The following is a 16788-nucleotide window of genomic DNA, read 5'->3' on the forward strand; positions in this document are numbered from 1 at the left end:
CTCTTGAGATCGACGAAGCGATCTCTGAGGTGGTTTTTCTTGTTCACAAGTTTGAATAATATAGGATAACGAGCTAAATAAATATTAAAAATAATTGCTTTTATTGTTTTTCTTTATAATATTTCTTTTGATATTCCTTACAGGAGATTCCGACTTTTTCTTTAAACACCTTGCTGAAGTAATAAGGGTTATCAAACCCCACTCTTTCTGCAATTTCATAAATCTTATAATGAGATTCTTTCATATACTCTTTACATTTTTCAATTCTGTAATTTGTCAGAAAAGCGGAAAAATTAATCCCGGTTTCCTGCTTAAAGAGCAAGCTGAAGTAGCTTTTACTGATCTGCGAATACTCAGCAACTTCATCCAGTGTTATATTTCTTTCGTAGTTATCCTGAACATACTGAATACTCTTATTAATGTAGTAGGAATAGGTTTTGTCTTCATTTTTTCCTGCTACAAAGCGATACACATCTTTGACATATTTTTTGATGGCCCTGAAATCAGCCAGCTTATCAAAGTAGATATATTTGAATTTTTCATCATTGACAACTTCTTCTTCTGAAAATTTCTCCTGATGGATGATTTGCGCAAGGCTGATAAAGTCAATGAAGAGTTTTCTGACTCCCATCTTATTATAAGTCAGAAAGATCTTATCAAACCGCTCTTCAATATAGTCACATAAACCGTCAATATCTGATTTGTGAAGGTAACGCCTGATTACATCGGGCTTAATTTTCACATTTTCATCCCCGATTTCTTCCACAGAAGGATCATAAAGTATGACCTTATCGTCGCTGAAAAAGCATCTTTCACAGGCTTTTTTTCCTTCTGTTACCAGCATGGGAATATCGGAAAGCTTCTTCCCCGCCGAGCTCACTCCAAAGAACATATCCAGATCAAAAAACTGTTTGATATTTCGTTTTAATATATTGGTGATTTCCCCTTGTTCTTTTCGATAATCATCCGTTTTAAAGTCTATATTATAAAGATACACCAGATGATCTTCCATCATCATCATCGCTTGTCTTACATTATCCTTGCTGACAAATACATTGGAAAGATTTTTCAGAAATTCGCCGTTATTCAGATCAAGATCAAGATCATCATTGTAGCTGATTTTTCCATAGGCAACGAAGAAATAAGGATAAAAAGAATTTTCACCCAGGATATTCATCAGTCCCCGATATTCCATTTTGGAAAGATTCGTCAGGATTGCTTTCTCCAAGGTGTAATAAAGATGATCTGAATCTGCGAGATTTTTATGTTCCTTACTATTTTCCGGCTTTAGCTCCTCGGATAGCTTTTTTAATATGATCAGCAAATTATCAGAGGTAAGATTATTCTTTAAAATAAACTCCGAGGCACCTAGATTAATGGCTTTTTGTGCATAGGAAAAGTCATCGTAATGGGTAAGAATGATAGACTTCAGGTCTCGCTTTTTTTCTTTGATTTGTTTAATTACTTCAAGTCCGTCATAAACAGGCATCCTGATATCGGTGATAAGAATGTCCGCATCGAACTTTTCAAATAGTTCAATTGCTTCTTTGCCGTTTTTTGCTTCCCCAACAATTGTAAAACCGTTTTTTTCCCACTCGATGGTTGTTCTTAAACCGATTCGGACAAGAAGTTCGTCATCTGCTACTAATACTTTGATCATGTTCACCAACTCCGCTCTCAATTTGTTAAGACTACGCAATCATCTACAAGTCGAGCCGCCGTATGAAAAAGAATTCAAGGGAATCCGTAATTTTCAGGAATGTCTGACTCAATACTCAAGCTTTATTATACCATTTTTATTCCCCTAAAAAAACGTTAAAATTTATACAAATAAAATTATTATCAGGAATAATCTCTTGTGACGGCAAGCATGATATTGGGTTTTCTGTCTTAGTAATTGCTGAGAAAAAATCCTGAAGCAGATGATTTGTGGTTTGCTTCAGGATTTTTAAACACGGTTTGATTGTTTTAGGAAGCAATTTTATTGTCTGCTTCCTCTCTTGGTTCCTGGGGGTCATCAGGTTTGGCTGAAGTATTTGCTTTATATACATATGCGGTATCTTTATCTACAATGAAGAATTCACAAATGTCAGCCGGATCCTCCTGATATACATAAAAAATTGGTCGTTCGATTTCATCGGATATTTTGACCATATCGTTCATGGTATGTACACAGCAAAGTTTCAGACCACTGTACATCATTCCCATTTCTATTGCTACAATTCTATTTCCATGGGCTTTTAACATCTTCATGATTCTACTTCTCTGAAGGTCAGTAAGGGTTGGTTCTGATGTGTTAAATAAAAGTAACAAAGCAATCAAGCATAATAAGGATATCGTTGAAAGCAAGATCATTTTGCCATAATCATACGGTGCTGCCAATTCAACGGTCTTGGTGATATCATTTTTCATTTCTGTGTTATCGGATTTTTGAATTGTGAAATATTTTTCCTCTAACGGCATTGTCAGCGAGGGTTGCAAGGTTCCCGTTACTTCGCCATCTGTTGTTGTGATTTTATAATTGACGATCATCATAACTTTCATTGTACAAGATGTTTTGTAGCCAGTTAATTCTGTAACTCTGGCGACAAAAGAATTAAAATGATTGAAGTCGAGATTCACATTCTGTGATAATAGCAGCTCCTTGTCGGTTGTTTCGAAGTTTCTTTTCGTCGAAATATTAAATTGCTTTGTCCAAGCAGGAACTGGTGTATCTGTTCCTGCTTGCCACCCAATAATCTCGCCCTTTATTGTATAATCACCCTCATACATTGCTCCGCTTTCACCTTGATATTGATTATCAAAGGTGATCTCTATATGGTCAATCAATGACGAAAAGTAACCTAAATCTTCGGGTTGAATCTTGTCGTTAAATATTTCATTCTCTTTTAAATAGACTTGATACGATACGCCGGGTGTATTGGTGAAGGAGGACATAACCTGCGTTTCTTCGATTAATTCCTCTTGCATTACTTCATTGACAATGAAACCAATGCTGGCTAGAAAAAGGATCATGATACCTGTTATCGCATATCTTTTCACTTGTTTGCATAGCTTAGGTTTTCTTTGGTATGTTTTTTTCGTCATTCGTGAAGCTCCCTCTTTCCCTAGATACAATCGTGATTTCTGTGAAGCCATTACTTCGCATCAGCTGTAATGATAAATTTAAAATTTGCATTCTGATTTTGATATTCATTTCCCGCTCCTGTTGGGAGGCTGAGCAGCATGTAGTATACCTTTTTTTTATTTTTACTCAAGGAGCATAAAGTGATATCCTTCATATCCTTTAGTTTACCGTCGTATATCACTGTGCCGTTTGCATTTCCCTCTCGTATCTCAAATTCCAAGGTCTCAAATAGAAGCTTCCCTTGTGTTGATGTATCCATAGCAGTGATGATTGATTGGAAACTTTCTTTACCTGAATTTTTCACGGTAACAATCTCTGCATATTCATCACCGGGAGCCATGTTTTCAATATTAAACAACATTTTTTTATTATCGTTTGCCCCGATTTTTTCGGAACTCACCTGCAATCCATAACCATTATCCTGCACTTCAAATGCATAGGTCGTATCAGACAAGTTATTAAAAACAACCGAAAATACTAGCGCAATTATGAGCGCCATAAATCCGAATCTGATTAGTTTGATTGCATTTTTATTTTTTTTTCGAGCCATGATGATACTCCCCCTGCATATACGTATTTTAATTTCTGCAGACATTTTCTACCGTCTGCATATTATGACAGATGTTTTTTCATGAATATATTTATTACAATATTATTATAGGTCAATGCTCATGTGTTCCAACCCTGCGAGGTTCACTATTTGTACTACTTTCGTACCATTTAGAATACGATCTCATCTAAGGGGATTTCTTTGCCGCTTTTTATCAGCATTGTTGGCCATCCGATTTTAGGTACCACTTTTATGATTTCGCCCTTTATTTGTTCAGGCTTTACAAGCTGGATGTCTTCGGAATTGTTATTATCGCCCTTAGTCCTATAGGATGGAATACCGTCTTTTGTTATGATTTCAGTAATCCTGTGAGATATCATAATACGATCTCGTTTAAAATGGATTACATCTCCTATTTCAATCTCTTTAATATCTCTTGTCTTCTTTACTAAGATAACGTCTCCCGGATAAATCATTGGCTCCATACTCCCAGTGACAACAACCGAAGGATAGATCGGGAAAACACCTACCGCAAACCATACAATGCCAACGGATATCAGGATCGTTATCAGAAAGCTCGCAAGACCTTCCTTTTTCAAATCTTCTTTACGGCACTGTTTGGACTCTATTTCATACATGTTCTGCATTGCCGTAAACATAAAGACTGGCGTTAGTATGCCAACGGATGCTGCTGTAATCCACTGCAGATTGGGCAGAATTGGAGACATCCAATTAAAGGTCTCAAGGGTACCCAAGAATATCAATGACGATATTGGTCCTCTCAAAAACACTAGATATGTCGTCAGAAAATTTTTCGAAAATTCAGGGAGGAAATATTGAGCTAAAAATTTGACGATACTTTCAGATCCCTGTAAATCCAAATATTTTTCAACTGGAAATGCCAATAAGGTCATAAACAAGCTTACCGAAAGGAATACTCTGTAATTTTCCCTCTTAGTAAGGCTATGAATGATATAGCTGCGGAAAAACTCTCTGCCAACCAGAGTCGCTCCTATGGAAAAAATATTAATAGCAATGCCATACAAAGAATGATCATAGGGACTTTTACCGAGTCCGTCTACCAGACCTGCTAAAAATTGTACACATATATATACTACAGCAAATATAAATGACCAAGAGTTGATAAAATGCCCGACTCGCAGTTTGCTTTTGTATCGCTGTGCAGGGAGCAGAAATATCATCAGTGCAATCCCGCTCCAAAACAGTGGTTTCAGTACATATATGAATAACGAAGTACCCACCAATGATCGAATCACAATATTATCAAGTGCGTAAATCGTCAGAACCCCTACAAACAGAAATAAATATATGATTTTAATTCTACTCTTTGACATCGTTAACATTATCATCTGATCCTTCTTTTGATTCTGCATTCCCTTCATTAACTGGTTTTGAAGATTTTTCCGACTCTCCGTTCATATTTTCAGTGTTATTTGGCTCAGGATTAGGCGCTGGGGTAACTTCTGGTGTTGGATCTGGGGCATGATTCGCTTCTGGAGTCTGAGCTGGTGTGGTATCAGCTTCTGGAGTCTGAGATGGTGTGGTATCAGCTTCCGGAGTCGGGGCTGGTGCAGCATCGGTGTCCGGAGCAGGCTCTGGTGCAGCATCGGTGTCCGGAGTCGGGGCTGGTGCCGGTTCTGTACTCGGTGACTCTGTATCAGGAGCAGTCACCGCAGGTTCTTCTACAGGCGGAGTATCCACAATCGGTGCTTCCACAAGTTCTTCATTTTCGTTTAATAGATCCGGATCAAGTACTTCTTCGACAATCTTAATATTCCAGCAAATCTTAAGCTCCTCATTCCATCCACCGTTGCCCTTTGAATTATGCTGAACAAAGGGTAGAACCAACTCATTTTCACCTGGTTCTATGATCAGCCGATTTCCTCGTAGATACTCTCCCGGCTTAATTACAGTGGTGTCTTGATCCAGCACGATCCCTTCTGGCAAAACTTCATCATCGGGAGAATACTTTATCGGTATCGAGCTGCCGTTATAAATATCGTATTCAATCAATACTGTGGAATCAGGGGCGGTCATACCGCAAATATTGAAAACACCCTCGCTGATGTCAAAATCGATATCATCTTGTTCATCGGATACGACTTCAGGGTTTTCAAAAGAAACATGAATATTTCCCGTTCTAAATAGAGATTTTATGCTTAAACCCTCTGTCCAGGCCGAATAGCCGACCCCAGTAAAACTGAGCACAACGATGCAAGTGATCAAGAGATACAAACGTCCCTTCATAAAGTGGACCTCCTGTCTCTTGCCCATAATGCCGCCTGAGTCCTGTCGCAAAGTTCTAGCTTGGCAAGAATCTGACTAACGTGCTTTTTTACCGTAAACTCTGTAATATACAATTTCATTGCAATTTCCCTATTTCGAAGGCCTTCCCCCAAGGCTTCAAGAACATCTCGCTCTCTTGAAGTAAGTTCCCCAAAAGGATCATGTTTTTTGTTGTACATGTAATTTTCCACCATGATAGGATCAAAGTATTTTCTGCCCCTATGTACAAGGCGTACAGCAGAAATAATCTCCTCCGGAAATGCTTCTTTTAGAATATATCCATCGGCACCTATTTCTTCAGCTTTACAAAAATCATCTCGATCTGCCGAAGAAGTAAGGATGATATATTTGCAGCCGGGAGTCTTTTCCTTACAGGAACGAATCGTTTCAAGGCCGCAGGAATCTCCTAGCCTTAGATCAACAATTGCAACATCGGGCTGCTTTTCACATACTAGATTAATTCCTTCTGTTGAAGAAGAAGCCTCACCGACCATGATTATGTCATCTTCCATGGATAGTATCGCGCTTAATCCCTGTCGTACCAGGGGATGGTCATCAATAATTACGATATGCATGTTATCCCTTCCCTTTCTTTTGTACCACTTTTTATATGCCTTAGAGGGATTATGATCCTTAGCCTCGTCCCCTTACCGGGAGTACTGGTTATGTGAAATGTACCGTTAAAGATTTGCGTTAGTGTTTTCATATTATTGACTCCCAGGCCTTGTTGATTACAATTGATTTTAAGTTCTTCCACCTTGAACCCTCTTCCATTATCTTCGATGATCAAAGAGCATCTTGTAAGTTCAATACTCATCCTTACTCTAATTTCAGTGCATTCACCATGCCTGACTGCATTTCCCGTAGCCTCGCGAATAATGCGTATGAGCGCCAGCTTCAAATCATGTCCTAACCTTTCTGCATCACCGCAAAGATCAATATCCATCTTAATATTGTTTAGCGTTGCAAACTCATGAAGATATTTGTTAACATTGTCGAATAGAGCCTTAATATTGTTTTTATCCGGACTTAACCTATAAATAAAGGATTTCAACTCCTTTCCAATCTCTTTGGAAGAATCCTCAATCATAATGAGTTTTTCTCTGATAGATTCTTGATTATATTTTGATAGATTGGCATTTACTGCATGCGCAGCGCATACTACGCTGAAAATCCTCTGTGAGACATTGTCATGAATCTCATTGGCGATTCGCTTTTGTTCTTCAAGGATTACAAGTTCATTTGATACTTTTTCCATTTGGTTGCGCTCCACAACAACAGCAATCAAATCCGCTAAGAACTTTAACAATTCAAAATGATGTGTATCTGTGAAATTACCATCATTCTTCACGTCTTTTACGATCAGATAACCGTATGACTGGGAGGCAGATTTTATCGGCGCAAGCATGCAGTCATTATCAATGACCACGGGTTTTTCCCAGCTTAGGACAATCTTACTTTTGATGACTTCATTTGCATATTCAACCATTCGGTTAATCATGTCATTATTATTTTCATGGCCTGAAAAGACATTCATGATCTGGTATAGAGACATAATGTGCTTCAGTGATCTTTCTGCTTTTTCATTTGTGTGTACCAGATTGGCATTGATCTGAAGTAGTTCTTCCTGCTGAATCCGAAGTCTTGCAGCTTGATCACAGAGCTCATTATTGATCTTCGTTAAAAATCTTATCGCAATGACGATTAAAATAAATACTAATATCAGATCGGATTTTATCTTAATAAATTGAATTAGTTCCAGGTGCTTAGAGTTAAAAAGTATCATGCTGATAATCGTACCTGACATAAGATAAAATCCCAACATCAGCCAGCTGTATAATAGCTTATAACCTCCCATAAGAAGTACCGTATTCAAAGCATACCAGATGAACGGACTGTCCAGCCCCCCTGTTGGAATTAGAAGTAATGACAAGCCTACCGTTTCTAAAATAGCAACTCCGTATTTTGGGCTTTCAGTATCCATATAGATTCCGTTTACAATTACGGTCATGATCCAAAGCATGATTACTACGATCATTTTAATGATATTTATGCTTTCGTTGTAATCTGCTGTTAAATAGAGAATTGATGTCATGATACAAGAGATGTATCGATAGGTCACAGATATTCGTTCCAAGCTTAAATTCATAATTTCTCCCCCGGATTCAATAAAAAAAAACCAACACACGCATAACTGCTCGTGTGTCGGTTTCACAATTCGCTCCGTACAGTATAAGTGACCAATAAAAACTGTACATCTCAGCTTCACACATTGTTTCTATAGAAAATATTGGCTTATCCACTTCTAATTATACTTGTTCCCATGATCCAAACAAGGAATTTTATTCGTCAGAATTCCTTAGAATGTTGCAAAAACAATGAATATAATTATGGTTTCTAGTTGGTTCCTTCTTAATTGACAAGGTTCCCGAGAAAAAACTAGGACGAGCGCCTCTTTCTAAAAACTGAAAGTTACGATTCGTCCTAGTCAGTGCATCGTGAATGCACTGAAAGTTTGTACTTATTGAATTAGTTGACTTGGGTAAAGGTCAGTTCTAAGTTGAACTTCAATTGCTCATCTTCAAATTCGTCTCCCGTTATGCTTGCTGGCATGATAATGTCATAACCGGGATGTTCCTGAGAGCGATAAAGGTATAGTTTATCACCGGGATTTAAGATGATGTCTTTTAGATTCTTCTGTAATTGTAATGCAAAATCCTGGACCGTGTCAGCTTTGATCGGCTCTATTTCAAAGGATTGACTGCTTCCTCTTGTATAGACCTTAACAGTATCCACATAATAATCCAGGGCGTCGGCCAAGTCAGGATTCTCAATAACCGTACCGGTTACCGTCCCGATTTTGGCAGGTACAGACCCTGTATTTTCAACTAGAAAATCCAAAGAGGCACCTGCTCCGGGATAGAGATTATCAACAGTTAGTGATATGCTCTGACCATCTGAAGCAATTGTTTTATGAGCAATGACAAGGTTTGACCGATGGAGAAAGGTCTCACTGTCATCATAATCCCAAGCATCGGCATCAATAAATTTTACATCTAAATATCCGGTACTTACAGAGTTGCTGATGGTAAGGGTCTCAGTCCAATAGGCATAACCGGTACCAAGCAGCATGATAGCAATAGCAATTGCAGCTATGATCATCTTTCGACGGTTCATAAGTTTTCTCTCCTTTAAAGAAAAGCTGACTCAATTCGGGTCAGCTTTTCTTCTTATTTGATTACGATTTTGCTTGTTCGTTAAGCGCCGTCAGCCTATTAGTTCACCTGAGTGAAGTTAAGGGACAGTTTAAAGGAAGCAGTTTCTTTTTCGAACTGATTGCCGGTGATGCTGGTAGGCATAAGGATTTCATATCCGGGATTCTCAATTCCGCCGCCGATTCCAGTTCCGAGCCAGCCATCAGATACCAGAACAAGAATATCACCAGGCTGAAGAATAATGTCATCCAGTGCATCAGTAAGTCCGCTTGCCAATGCAGAGACGGTATCAGCATCTACATCAATTAGCTGTTCGCGATAGGGGATTCCTAATGCTGTATACACTTTGACTTTATTGAACTTATAGTTCAGTGCATCACAAAGAGTGGAGTTTTCAATATCACTGCTTGTGATTTGGGTAATTTTGGCTGCTACGCTTCCTGTATTCTGGACCACGAAGTCAAGGGAGGCACCTGCACCTGGGTAGAAATTGCCAACTGTGAAATCGAGGCTTTGCTTATCGTCCGATCGAACGGAAGAAAGAGTAACCAGATCGGAAGTACGTCCGCTGATGTATCCATCATCCCAAGCATCATCCCCGTCACAAACGAAAGCAACATCCATGTTGCCGGTGTTGACGGTGTTGTCAATAGTTAAGGTCTGGGTCCAGTAAGCGTAGCCTGCTCCTGTAAACATAACGGCCAGAGCCAGAGCCACAACTAGTATTTTGTGTTTTTTCATTTTTATCTCTCCTTTTGAATGAATAATATCCTCGACCGAAATCTCTAAAGGTAGGGATTTGCATTCGAGTTGTTATTTTCATTATAAATCAACCCAAAATACCTGCATCACGCCAGAGTGTAATTATCAAGGGCTTCTGTGATACTTCTTTTTAGCCAAAGAGAGTTAGGGGGGTTACACCAAAGTATTACTTCCGTATGGACCGTATATTACTCAGTCATCAAAACTAAGCCGGTCTTTCATTAAATCTTTTCCGATGACAGTCCTTAAGAAGATGCTCTGCGCATTACAAAGGAGCGTTTCCGGGTCTTTTAATGACGGGCTGAAATGAGTCAGCCACAGTTCCTGTGAATTCCCTCGGGCAGCGATTTCTGCTGCCTCAGAGAAGATCATATGCTGCCGCGCAATGGCCTTTTCCCGCATTTCATTCTCTCCGTACATTCCTTCACAGACCAAAAGATCTGATTCAACGCTGAACTGAATCAGTTCCTCTGTTGGCCTGGAATCTGTACAGTAAGTGATTTTTAGCCCTTTTCTTGGCGGTCCCATGACCATGTTGGGCGAAATCATCCTGCCATCATATTCGATCTCATTCCCCTTTTGCAGGATGCTCCAAAATTCCTTCGGAATCTTCTGCTCCTCCGCTCGTTCCTTTTGAAATTTTCCGGATCGCTTTATTTCAAATCGATATGCCAAACATGGAATTGCGTGTACCATCGGCAATGACCCGATTAAAAAAGCTCCATGTTCAATACTGCTTTCCTTTTCAGAAGATAATTCTGAGATGTGGATCTCATAGGGAAGTTCCGGTGCGATGACGGTAAGAGCGCTGAGTACATAAGCCAGCGGGGGCGGTCCAAAGATTGTCAACGGTTCTGTTCGGCCGCTGTTGCCAAGGGTAAGGAGAAACCCCGGAAGACCTGCCACATGATCCGCATGATAATGTGTGAGACAAATCGCATCGATGGACTTGAAGCCCCACCCTGCTTTCTTGATGGAAACCTGTGTTCCCTCACCACAGTCTACCAGAATCATTTTTCCGTTCTCGCGAATCAGCAGAGACGATAAATGACGATCCGGTAAAGGCGCCATTCCGCCGCAGCCCAGCAAACAAACCTCCAGCATATTGATTCCTCCTCTTACGATTACAATTTCAAGCCATTGCTTCTATTAATTTCTATTTACTGCATTTATTATAACCCATACAAGAACTCTGCAACACTGAATTCCCTGCATTGCCAAGTTTTAAGTGTTACAGAGTTTCTCGCAAGAACAGGTTTTAAGAGTTACAGAGTTTCTCGCAAGAACAGCCAATAGATTACGCAAAAACGAAACTTCCCGGCAGCCGCAAGCTTGCGGCATACCGGGAGTTTCGCTGTAAAAGAAATATCGTAAGCTATGAAATTTGCACTACCTACGGAAGGTGCTGTAATATTCCAAAAGGCCTGCCTCATCCAAATCAGCAGTCAGGCAACCGATCTTGGTAACACAGTTTCCTCCAGTGATATTCCCTAAAATCACTGAATCCCTTGTACTGTAGCCTTTGTAAATACCGTACATCAATCCTGCAAGGAACGCGTCACCTGCTCCGGTAGCATCCACGCTTTCAAACTGGGGTGCAGCGTTGATATGGACCGTTTTCCCATCTTCTTTGATGATGCAGCCATCCTTGCTCAACTTAACAATAGGGTTTGGAATGTACTCTGTAAGAACGTCCAGAGCTTCTTCCGGTGTCTTTGTACCCGTCAGCTTGGGCGCTTCTTTTTCGTTCGGTGTAAAGTAATCGATGTAAGGAAAAATATCCTTATACCAGTCGATATGCATGTTATCTTCCCAAGCTGCGTCCATCACCAGAATGGAACCTTCTTTTTTCAAGCGCTTCCATACATCTTCGTAGCCCAAAGTAATATAAGCAATCCTGCTGCCCTTATATAGATCATAGACCTGACCTTCTGTCGCACAGAATCGTTCCGCCTCTCCTTCACAGGGATGCTCCGGCTGGTAGCTAACAAAACTTCTGTCCGTGCCGGAAGAAATAACACTGGTAATAATCAGCGGTTCCGGTTCCTCTCCTTGATATAAATTGAGGTAATTCACTCCGTACCCGTCGAGCTGCTTTTGTGCCAGTATACTAAATTGGCCGTTCCCTAGAAAGGTGCCAAGCTGAACAGGAATTCCCAGCCGATGCAGTCCCACAAGCGTTGCCGGAGGACCGCCGCCCATCGTCATTGTAAAGCCTTTTGAAAAGACTTCCTCACCCATTTTGGGAACTCGTTCCACTTCACTGTAGATCAGATCGATGCATATTTTCCCCATTGAAACTATTTGATCTTTCATGCAAGCCTCCAGTCGCCAAAATCCCCGGCGTTTAATGTTAAGTATTCTGTCACAAGGCTCTTCGCCAAGGAATAGGAATTGACCAGCGGATGCACCATCAATGCCTCCACTGCCAAATCGGTGTCTTTTTCTACGATTGCCCTCGCAGCAAGACGTTCATAGCGCTTCATGGTCTTTATGAGAACCTTAGCACTGTCCGGCAGGTCTCTCATATCTTTCTTTGTGATCGCGCCATCAGGACCTATGGTGCAGGTTGCTTCCACCACATCGTCATCAGCAAGCCAATCCACAGTGCCGCTGTTCGGCACTGATAAAACCATTTCCGATACGGCTCCTGTAAGCTTTGCCTGGATAAAAGCAAGTGCGATTCCTGCATATCCCCCTTCTTCCGGGCTGTACAGATCAAACTTTATAGCGGCGTTCTCGTTTCTCTGAACGGATGATTCCGTAGCCATATAACTGATTTCTCTCATATGATTGTAACCTGCATAGATGTCCAGCATCTTCTGAAAATCTGCATCAGGATCCAACAGTTCTAACTCTTTCATCATTTTTTGATTGATGGCAAGAATCGACTCCCCTCTGGTAGTACCACCCTTCAGGATGTTCTCAACGGCTTTTTCCCGATAGTAGAAATAGTACAGATATTCATTGAACAGCAGATTCCATTTCTGCGGCAGATCCGGTTCGAAGTATCTCATATCTGTTTCGGTATACAGCTCTGGATCAGCCAGTAGTTCAGCAGTAATCTCGTTTTCGTTTTCTCTTATTGATGTAAAGTAGCTCAGATGGTTCAAGCCGAAAACATCCATTCTCATTGCTTCTTTGGGTTGCTTCCGAAGTCGGGCTACCTGATGCAGGAAACCGGATGGAGCATCGCAGACGCCGTAGACAAAGTCATAGCCCATATCCCGCATAGCCTGGGTCACCAGACCGGATGGATTGGAGAAATTGAAGACCATTACGTCCGGTTTTGCGTGTTTCTTGATCAATTCGCAGTATTCAGCCAGCGCAGGAATGGTTTTCATCGCCATAAAAAATCCTCCGGCACCGGTGGTTTCCTGTCCTAATACGCCGTGATTTAACGCAATTCGTTCATTCTGTACGCGGCTTGCATCTCCTCCTACCCGAATGGTAGTAATCACATATTCCGAATCCTTGACAGCAGAAATAGCATCTGTCGTATAAGAAACTTTTACGTTCGGATCAATGATGGATGCGGCTTTTTTTGCCATCGCTCCAAAGATATTCAATGAGTTTTCGTTATTGTCCATAAAGACGATTTCATCAATCCCAAGCAGCGGAGCTTTTTGAAGCAGACTCTTTGTTAATATGATTGCGCGGGTTCCCCCGCCTCCTAATATTGATAATTTCATAATTCACCTTACCCTTTCACGGCACCTGCTGTCAGGCCCTCGATAATTTTTTCCTGGAAGATTATAAAGATGAGTACACTCGGGAAAATCATCATGATAACAGCAGAGAACATCGCATTGTAATCAAAGGCAAACTGTGATGTAAAATAATTCAACGCTAGCGGTACGGTTCTGGCATTGTGTGACGCGGTCAGCGACAGTGCATAGAGGAATTCATTCCAGCAAAAGATGAAATGAAGAATTCCTGCGGTGATCATACCCGGACTGGTAAGCGGCAGTATGACTCTGCGATAGCTTTGCATGAAGGATGCCCCGTCGATATATGCAGCCTCCTCAAGTTCCTTGGGAATCGTAAGAAAGAATGCCCTAAGAATAAAGAAGGACATGGGCAGATCCAAGGCAGTATAGACAAGAATCAAAGCCGTCTTCGTATCATAAAGATCCAGAAACCTTACAATGGAGTATACCGGCATAATCAGGGCTGTAATCGGCAGCAGCAGTGAGATACTCATAATAACCACGATGGGCTTTCTGAGTTTGAAATCAAATCTTGTAGTAGCGTAAGCCGCCATGCTTGAGATTAGGACATTTAGAGCCGTACTAATCACTGCGATAATGACGCTATTGATTAGATACTGTCCCAGCGGAGCGATTTCGAGTGCATTCCCGTACCCTTCAAAAACCAATTTGGTAGGCAGGGCCAACGGACTATTTATGATTTCCTCATTGGTTTTCAGGGATAACATAATGACCCATAAAAACGGTATGATGGAAATCAATGCAATACTTGTTACATAGGAATATCCTTTTATCTTCATAACAATCCCCTTTATTCATCACTGGCAATCTTAAATACTTTATTAATAATATAGATCAGAACCAGACCCAATGCGATGAGCACCGTACCGATCATGTTGGAATAACCGAAATTATTCTGTACGATTGAGGTATTGTACAGGTAGAGCGGAAGACTCATGGTCTCCGTTCCGGGTCCACCTTTTGTAGTCAGATAGATCAGTTCGAATTCTTTGAGTTTGGAGGTGGCCGCTATAATCATACATGTCCCAATGACGTTCCTAAGCTGGGGCAGAGTGACAAATAAATCCTTCTGCCACTGACTGGCGCCGTCCAGATCAGCTGCCTCATACAGCGACGCCGGAATGGTTCCAATCTCCGTCAATACAAGTAGCATAATCAGGCCTGCGAAGAGCAGCCATGTCAGCGTGACGGTAACAAAAGCCGTATTTGGATCGAAAAGCCAGTTGCGAACGAATTGATCCAGGTGAAGCTTGTGCAGAACACTGTTCACAAGCCCGATTTGACCGTTAAAGATCATCAAGAAGATAAAGCCCAGGGCTGATGCTGAGATCATGTTTGGTATCATAAATGCGGTTCTGAGCACTTTCCAACCCTTGAACTTTCTTGAAATAATAATTGCAAAGCTGACGCCGATGGCGACATGGACGGTCGACTGTAATATAATCCAAACGATTGTATGTTTAAATGAGACAATGAACTCAGCATCCTTCATCGCCGCAATATAGTTGTCGAATCCAATAAAGGAAATCTCACCGGAGAATCCCTTCCACTCCATGAAGGACGAACAGAATACGATAATGACCGGAGCAAGTAAAAATACGACGAAAAAAATGATCAATGGGGCCGAAAACAGGTAGAGCCATAATGTATTTTTTTTCAATGTTGCACCTCTATTTCAGCAGTGCCCCCGAATCCGGGGGCACTGACAAACGATTTAAGTAGGAAAAATGAAAAAGCGTTAGTTTTTATTGGCAGCATCGGTCAATGCTTGTGCAAACTGTTCCGGTGTAAGGTTTCCAGCAGCAAGCAGCGGATACTGTCTGTCTAATTCCGTTACTACGTTGGAATACCATAAGCTCTGGTAGTTTCCGTAAACGGTAGTAGCCTCTGACTGGAGTTTAATGATTTCTCCCAGCAGTGGGTTCTGATCGATAACTTCCTGTGAAATTTCAACATTTTTATTAGCAGGTATTGCACTATACATTTCAGCCATCTTTCCTTGCATGTCTTCATTTGAGATGAACTTCAGGAATTCGACAGCTGCATCAGCATGAGCCTTATCTTTGGAACCAACCAGATATCCAGGCATGGATCCTGAGAAGATACCGCCTTCCGGATAGAGTGCTGTTCCGATGTTTGCTACAAAATCATCGCCTTTTGCCTGGAAATCACTGATCATCCAAGGACCGTTGGCAATCATAGCAGTATTTCCGTTGAGGAAATTATTGGCTCCGTTTTCGTATTTTCCACCAAGTGCATCTTTTGTTGTGTAGTTCAGAAGCATCTTCTGCACCATATCAACGGATTTGATGAAGTCGGGAGAGTTATAGTCCTTCGGCATAGCCTGGTTCATCCATGCGTTGCTTTCCGGTGAAAGTGTTCCTACCATACTGTTAAGCCACAGTGAGGATAACCAAGCGGAATCCAGTGTATCCATGGAAACAGGAGTTGTTCCGGAAGCCTTCAGCTGTTCCAGCTGCTGCATGAACTCGTCCCAAGTTTTGGCAGGTGCAGTAATACCAGCTTTTTCGAAGAGGGCCTTATTATAGAAATAAGTAACCGGCTGTCTTTCTACTGGCATTGCGTAGATTTTTCCGTCTCTTGAATTGTATTCAATATCATCGTCAAAGAATCTTGACGCGAATTCCTGATCCGCTTCAAAATAAGGAGTCAGATCGACGATTGCATTTGCTGCCAGAGCATCATCCATCAGATTGTAGCCTCCTGTAAATACAAGGTCAGGCATATCTTTCATAGAGATATAGGTCTTCATTTTGTCTACATAAGCCTGATCCCCCGGGATCTCTTCAATATTCAGTTTAATTCTTCCTTCGTATTCCGCATTGAATGCTTCAATAACAGAACTGAACCATGGAGCCGATGAATTGACTCCAACCTGGAAGGTTGCGAGACGGATTGTTACAGGACCGCCTTCAGCAGCGTCTTCCTTGCTTCCGCAAGCAGTTGCCATAGAAAGAACCATGACAAGACAGAGTAAAACAGCGAGTAATTTTTTCATATCTTTTCTCCTTCTTCTCCTCTAAAATAACTTGGCTTCAGCTGATAAAGCATAGATGCTCTTTCAGTGAACCTATA

At 41.1% G+C, this 16788-nt stretch carries 15 protein-coding genes and 1 riboswitch; all 15 genes read right to left on the reverse strand.

Features of this window, described 5'->3' with window-relative positions; all coding sequences use genetic code 11:
• Positions 1–100: 100 nt before the first annotated feature.
• The gene (locus tag FRZ06_05450; protein ID QOX62829.1) at positions 101–1660 is read right to left on the reverse strand and encodes a response regulator; all 1560 of its coding nucleotides are present in this window, start codon (positions 1658–1660) and stop codon (positions 101–103) included.
• Between the two features lie 308 nt (positions 1661–1968).
• Positions 1969–3087 carry a hypothetical protein gene (locus FRZ06_05455; GenBank protein QOX62830.1) on the reverse strand — a complete coding sequence of 373 codons (1119 nt, stop codon included), beginning with the start codon at positions 3085–3087 and terminating at the stop codon, positions 1969–1971.
• Positions 3088–3137: 50 nt separating this feature from the next.
• Entirely contained in the window at positions 3138–3677 is a 540-nt protein-coding gene (locus tag FRZ06_05460; GenBank protein ID QOX62831.1) for a hypothetical protein, read from the reverse strand.
• A gap of 170 nt (positions 3678–3847) precedes the next feature.
• Positions 3848–5041, reverse strand: coding sequence for a signal peptidase I (locus FRZ06_05465; GenBank protein ID QOX65843.1), 1194 nt, complete (start codon positions 5039–5041; stop codon positions 3848–3850).
• Entirely contained in the window at positions 5019–5945 is a 927-nt protein-coding gene (locus tag FRZ06_05470; GenBank protein ID QOX62832.1) for a hypothetical protein, read from the reverse strand. The genes FRZ06_05465 and FRZ06_05470 overlap by 23 nt, the downstream gene beginning before the upstream one ends.
• A complete protein-coding gene (locus FRZ06_05475; protein ID QOX62833.1) occupies positions 5942–6559 on the reverse strand; it encodes a response regulator transcription factor in 618 nt (205 codons plus the stop codon). Before FRZ06_05475 ends, FRZ06_05470 begins: the two co-directional genes overlap by 4 nt.
• Complete coding sequence (locus FRZ06_05480) at positions 6547–8133, reverse strand: sensor histidine kinase (GenBank protein ID QOX62834.1); 1587 nt, start codon at positions 8131–8133, stop codon at positions 6547–6549. Before FRZ06_05480 ends, FRZ06_05475 begins: the two co-directional genes overlap by 13 nt.
• Positions 8134–8178: 45 nt before the next feature.
• A riboswitch (cyclic di-GMP riboswitch) is annotated at positions 8179–8261 on the reverse strand.
• Between the two features lie 252 nt (positions 8262–8513).
• The gene (locus FRZ06_05485) at positions 8514–9161 is read right to left on the reverse strand and encodes a hypothetical protein (protein QOX62835.1); all 648 of its coding nucleotides are present in this window, start codon (positions 9159–9161) and stop codon (positions 8514–8516) included.
• Between the two features lie 98 nt (positions 9162–9259).
• Positions 9260–9940, reverse strand: a complete 681-nt coding sequence (locus FRZ06_05490; GenBank protein QOX62836.1) for a hypothetical protein — start codon at positions 9938–9940, stop codon at positions 9260–9262.
• 213 nt (positions 9941–10153) lie between these two features.
• Positions 10154–11065, reverse strand: a complete 912-nt coding sequence (locus FRZ06_05495; protein QOX62837.1) for a ribonuclease Z — start codon at positions 11063–11065, stop codon at positions 10154–10156.
• A gap of 285 nt (positions 11066–11350) precedes the next feature.
• Entirely contained in the window at positions 11351–12277 is a 927-nt protein-coding gene (locus FRZ06_05500) for a carbohydrate kinase family protein (protein ID QOX62838.1), read from the reverse strand.
• A complete protein-coding gene (locus FRZ06_05505; GenBank protein QOX62839.1) occupies positions 12274–13653 on the reverse strand; it encodes a 6-phospho-beta-glucosidase in 1380 nt (459 codons plus the stop codon). The genes FRZ06_05500 and FRZ06_05505 overlap by 4 nt, the downstream gene beginning before the upstream one ends.
• A gap of 8 nt (positions 13654–13661) precedes the next feature.
• Positions 13662–14471: a carbohydrate ABC transporter permease gene (locus FRZ06_05510; protein ID QOX62840.1), complete on the reverse strand. Its 810-nt coding sequence runs from the start codon at positions 14469–14471 to the stop codon at positions 13662–13664.
• Between the two features lie 11 nt (positions 14472–14482).
• Positions 14483–15352 (reverse strand): sugar ABC transporter permease, encoded by an 870-nt coding sequence (locus tag FRZ06_05515; GenBank protein QOX62841.1) that lies wholly within the window; start codon positions 15350–15352, stop codon positions 14483–14485.
• 78 nt (positions 15353–15430) lie between these two features.
• On the reverse strand, positions 15431–16711 hold the full coding sequence (locus FRZ06_05520; protein QOX62842.1) for an extracellular solute-binding protein: 1281 nt from the start codon (positions 16709–16711) through the stop codon (positions 15431–15433).
• Between the last annotated feature and the right edge of the window lie 77 nt (positions 16712–16788).

It is taken from the genome of Clostridiales bacterium (assembly GCA_015243575.1).
In the GTDB taxonomy this organism is placed as follows: domain Bacteria; phylum Bacillota; class Clostridia; order Peptostreptococcales; family Anaerovoracaceae; genus Anoxybacterium; species Anoxybacterium hadale.

Excerpts from the sequence above, each read along its gene's own strand:
- FRZ06_05455 (QOX62830.1), bottom strand. The coding sequence starts at position 3,087 with ATGACGAAAAAAACATACCAAAGAAAACCTAAGCTATGCAAACAAGTG.
- FRZ06_05450 (QOX62829.1), bottom strand. The coding sequence starts at position 1,660 with ATGATCAAAGTATTAGTAGCAGATGACGAACTTCTTGTCCGAATCGGT.
- FRZ06_05475 (QOX62833.1), bottom strand. The coding sequence starts at position 6,559 with ATGCATATCGTAATTATTGATGACCATCCCCTGGTACGACAGGGATTA.
- FRZ06_05460 (QOX62831.1), bottom strand. The coding sequence starts at position 3,677 with ATGGCTCGAAAAAAAAATAAAAATGCAATCAAACTAATCAGATTCGGA.
- FRZ06_05470 (QOX62832.1), bottom strand. The coding sequence starts at position 5,945 with ATGAAGGGACGTTTGTATCTCTTGATCACTTGCATCGTTGTGCTCAGT.
- FRZ06_05510 (QOX62840.1), bottom strand. The coding sequence starts at position 14,471 with ATGAAGATAAAAGGATATTCCTATGTAACAAGTATTGCATTGATTTCC.
- FRZ06_05485 (QOX62835.1), bottom strand. The coding sequence starts at position 9,161 with ATGAACCGTCGAAAGATGATCATAGCTGCAATTGCTATTGCTATCATG.
- FRZ06_05490 (QOX62836.1), bottom strand. The coding sequence starts at position 9,940 with ATGAAAAAACACAAAATACTAGTTGTGGCTCTGGCTCTGGCCGTTATG.
- FRZ06_05500 (QOX62838.1), bottom strand. The coding sequence starts at position 12,277 with ATGAAAGATCAAATAGTTTCAATGGGGAAAATATGCATCGATCTGATC.
- FRZ06_05505 (QOX62839.1), bottom strand. The coding sequence starts at position 13,653 with ATGAAATTATCAATATTAGGAGGCGGGGGAACCCGCGCAATCATATTA.
- FRZ06_05465 (QOX65843.1), bottom strand. The coding sequence starts at position 5,041 with ATGTTAACGATGTCAAAGAGTAGAATTAAAATCATATATTTATTTCTG.
- FRZ06_05495 (QOX62837.1), bottom strand. The coding sequence starts at position 11,065 with ATGCTGGAGGTTTGTTTGCTGGGCTGCGGCGGAATGGCGCCTTTACCG.
- FRZ06_05520 (QOX62842.1), bottom strand. The coding sequence starts at position 16,711 with ATGAAAAAATTACTCGCTGTTTTACTCTGTCTTGTCATGGTTCTTTCT.
- FRZ06_05480 (QOX62834.1), bottom strand. The coding sequence starts at position 8,133 with ATGAATTTAAGCTTGGAACGAATATCTGTGACCTATCGATACATCTCT.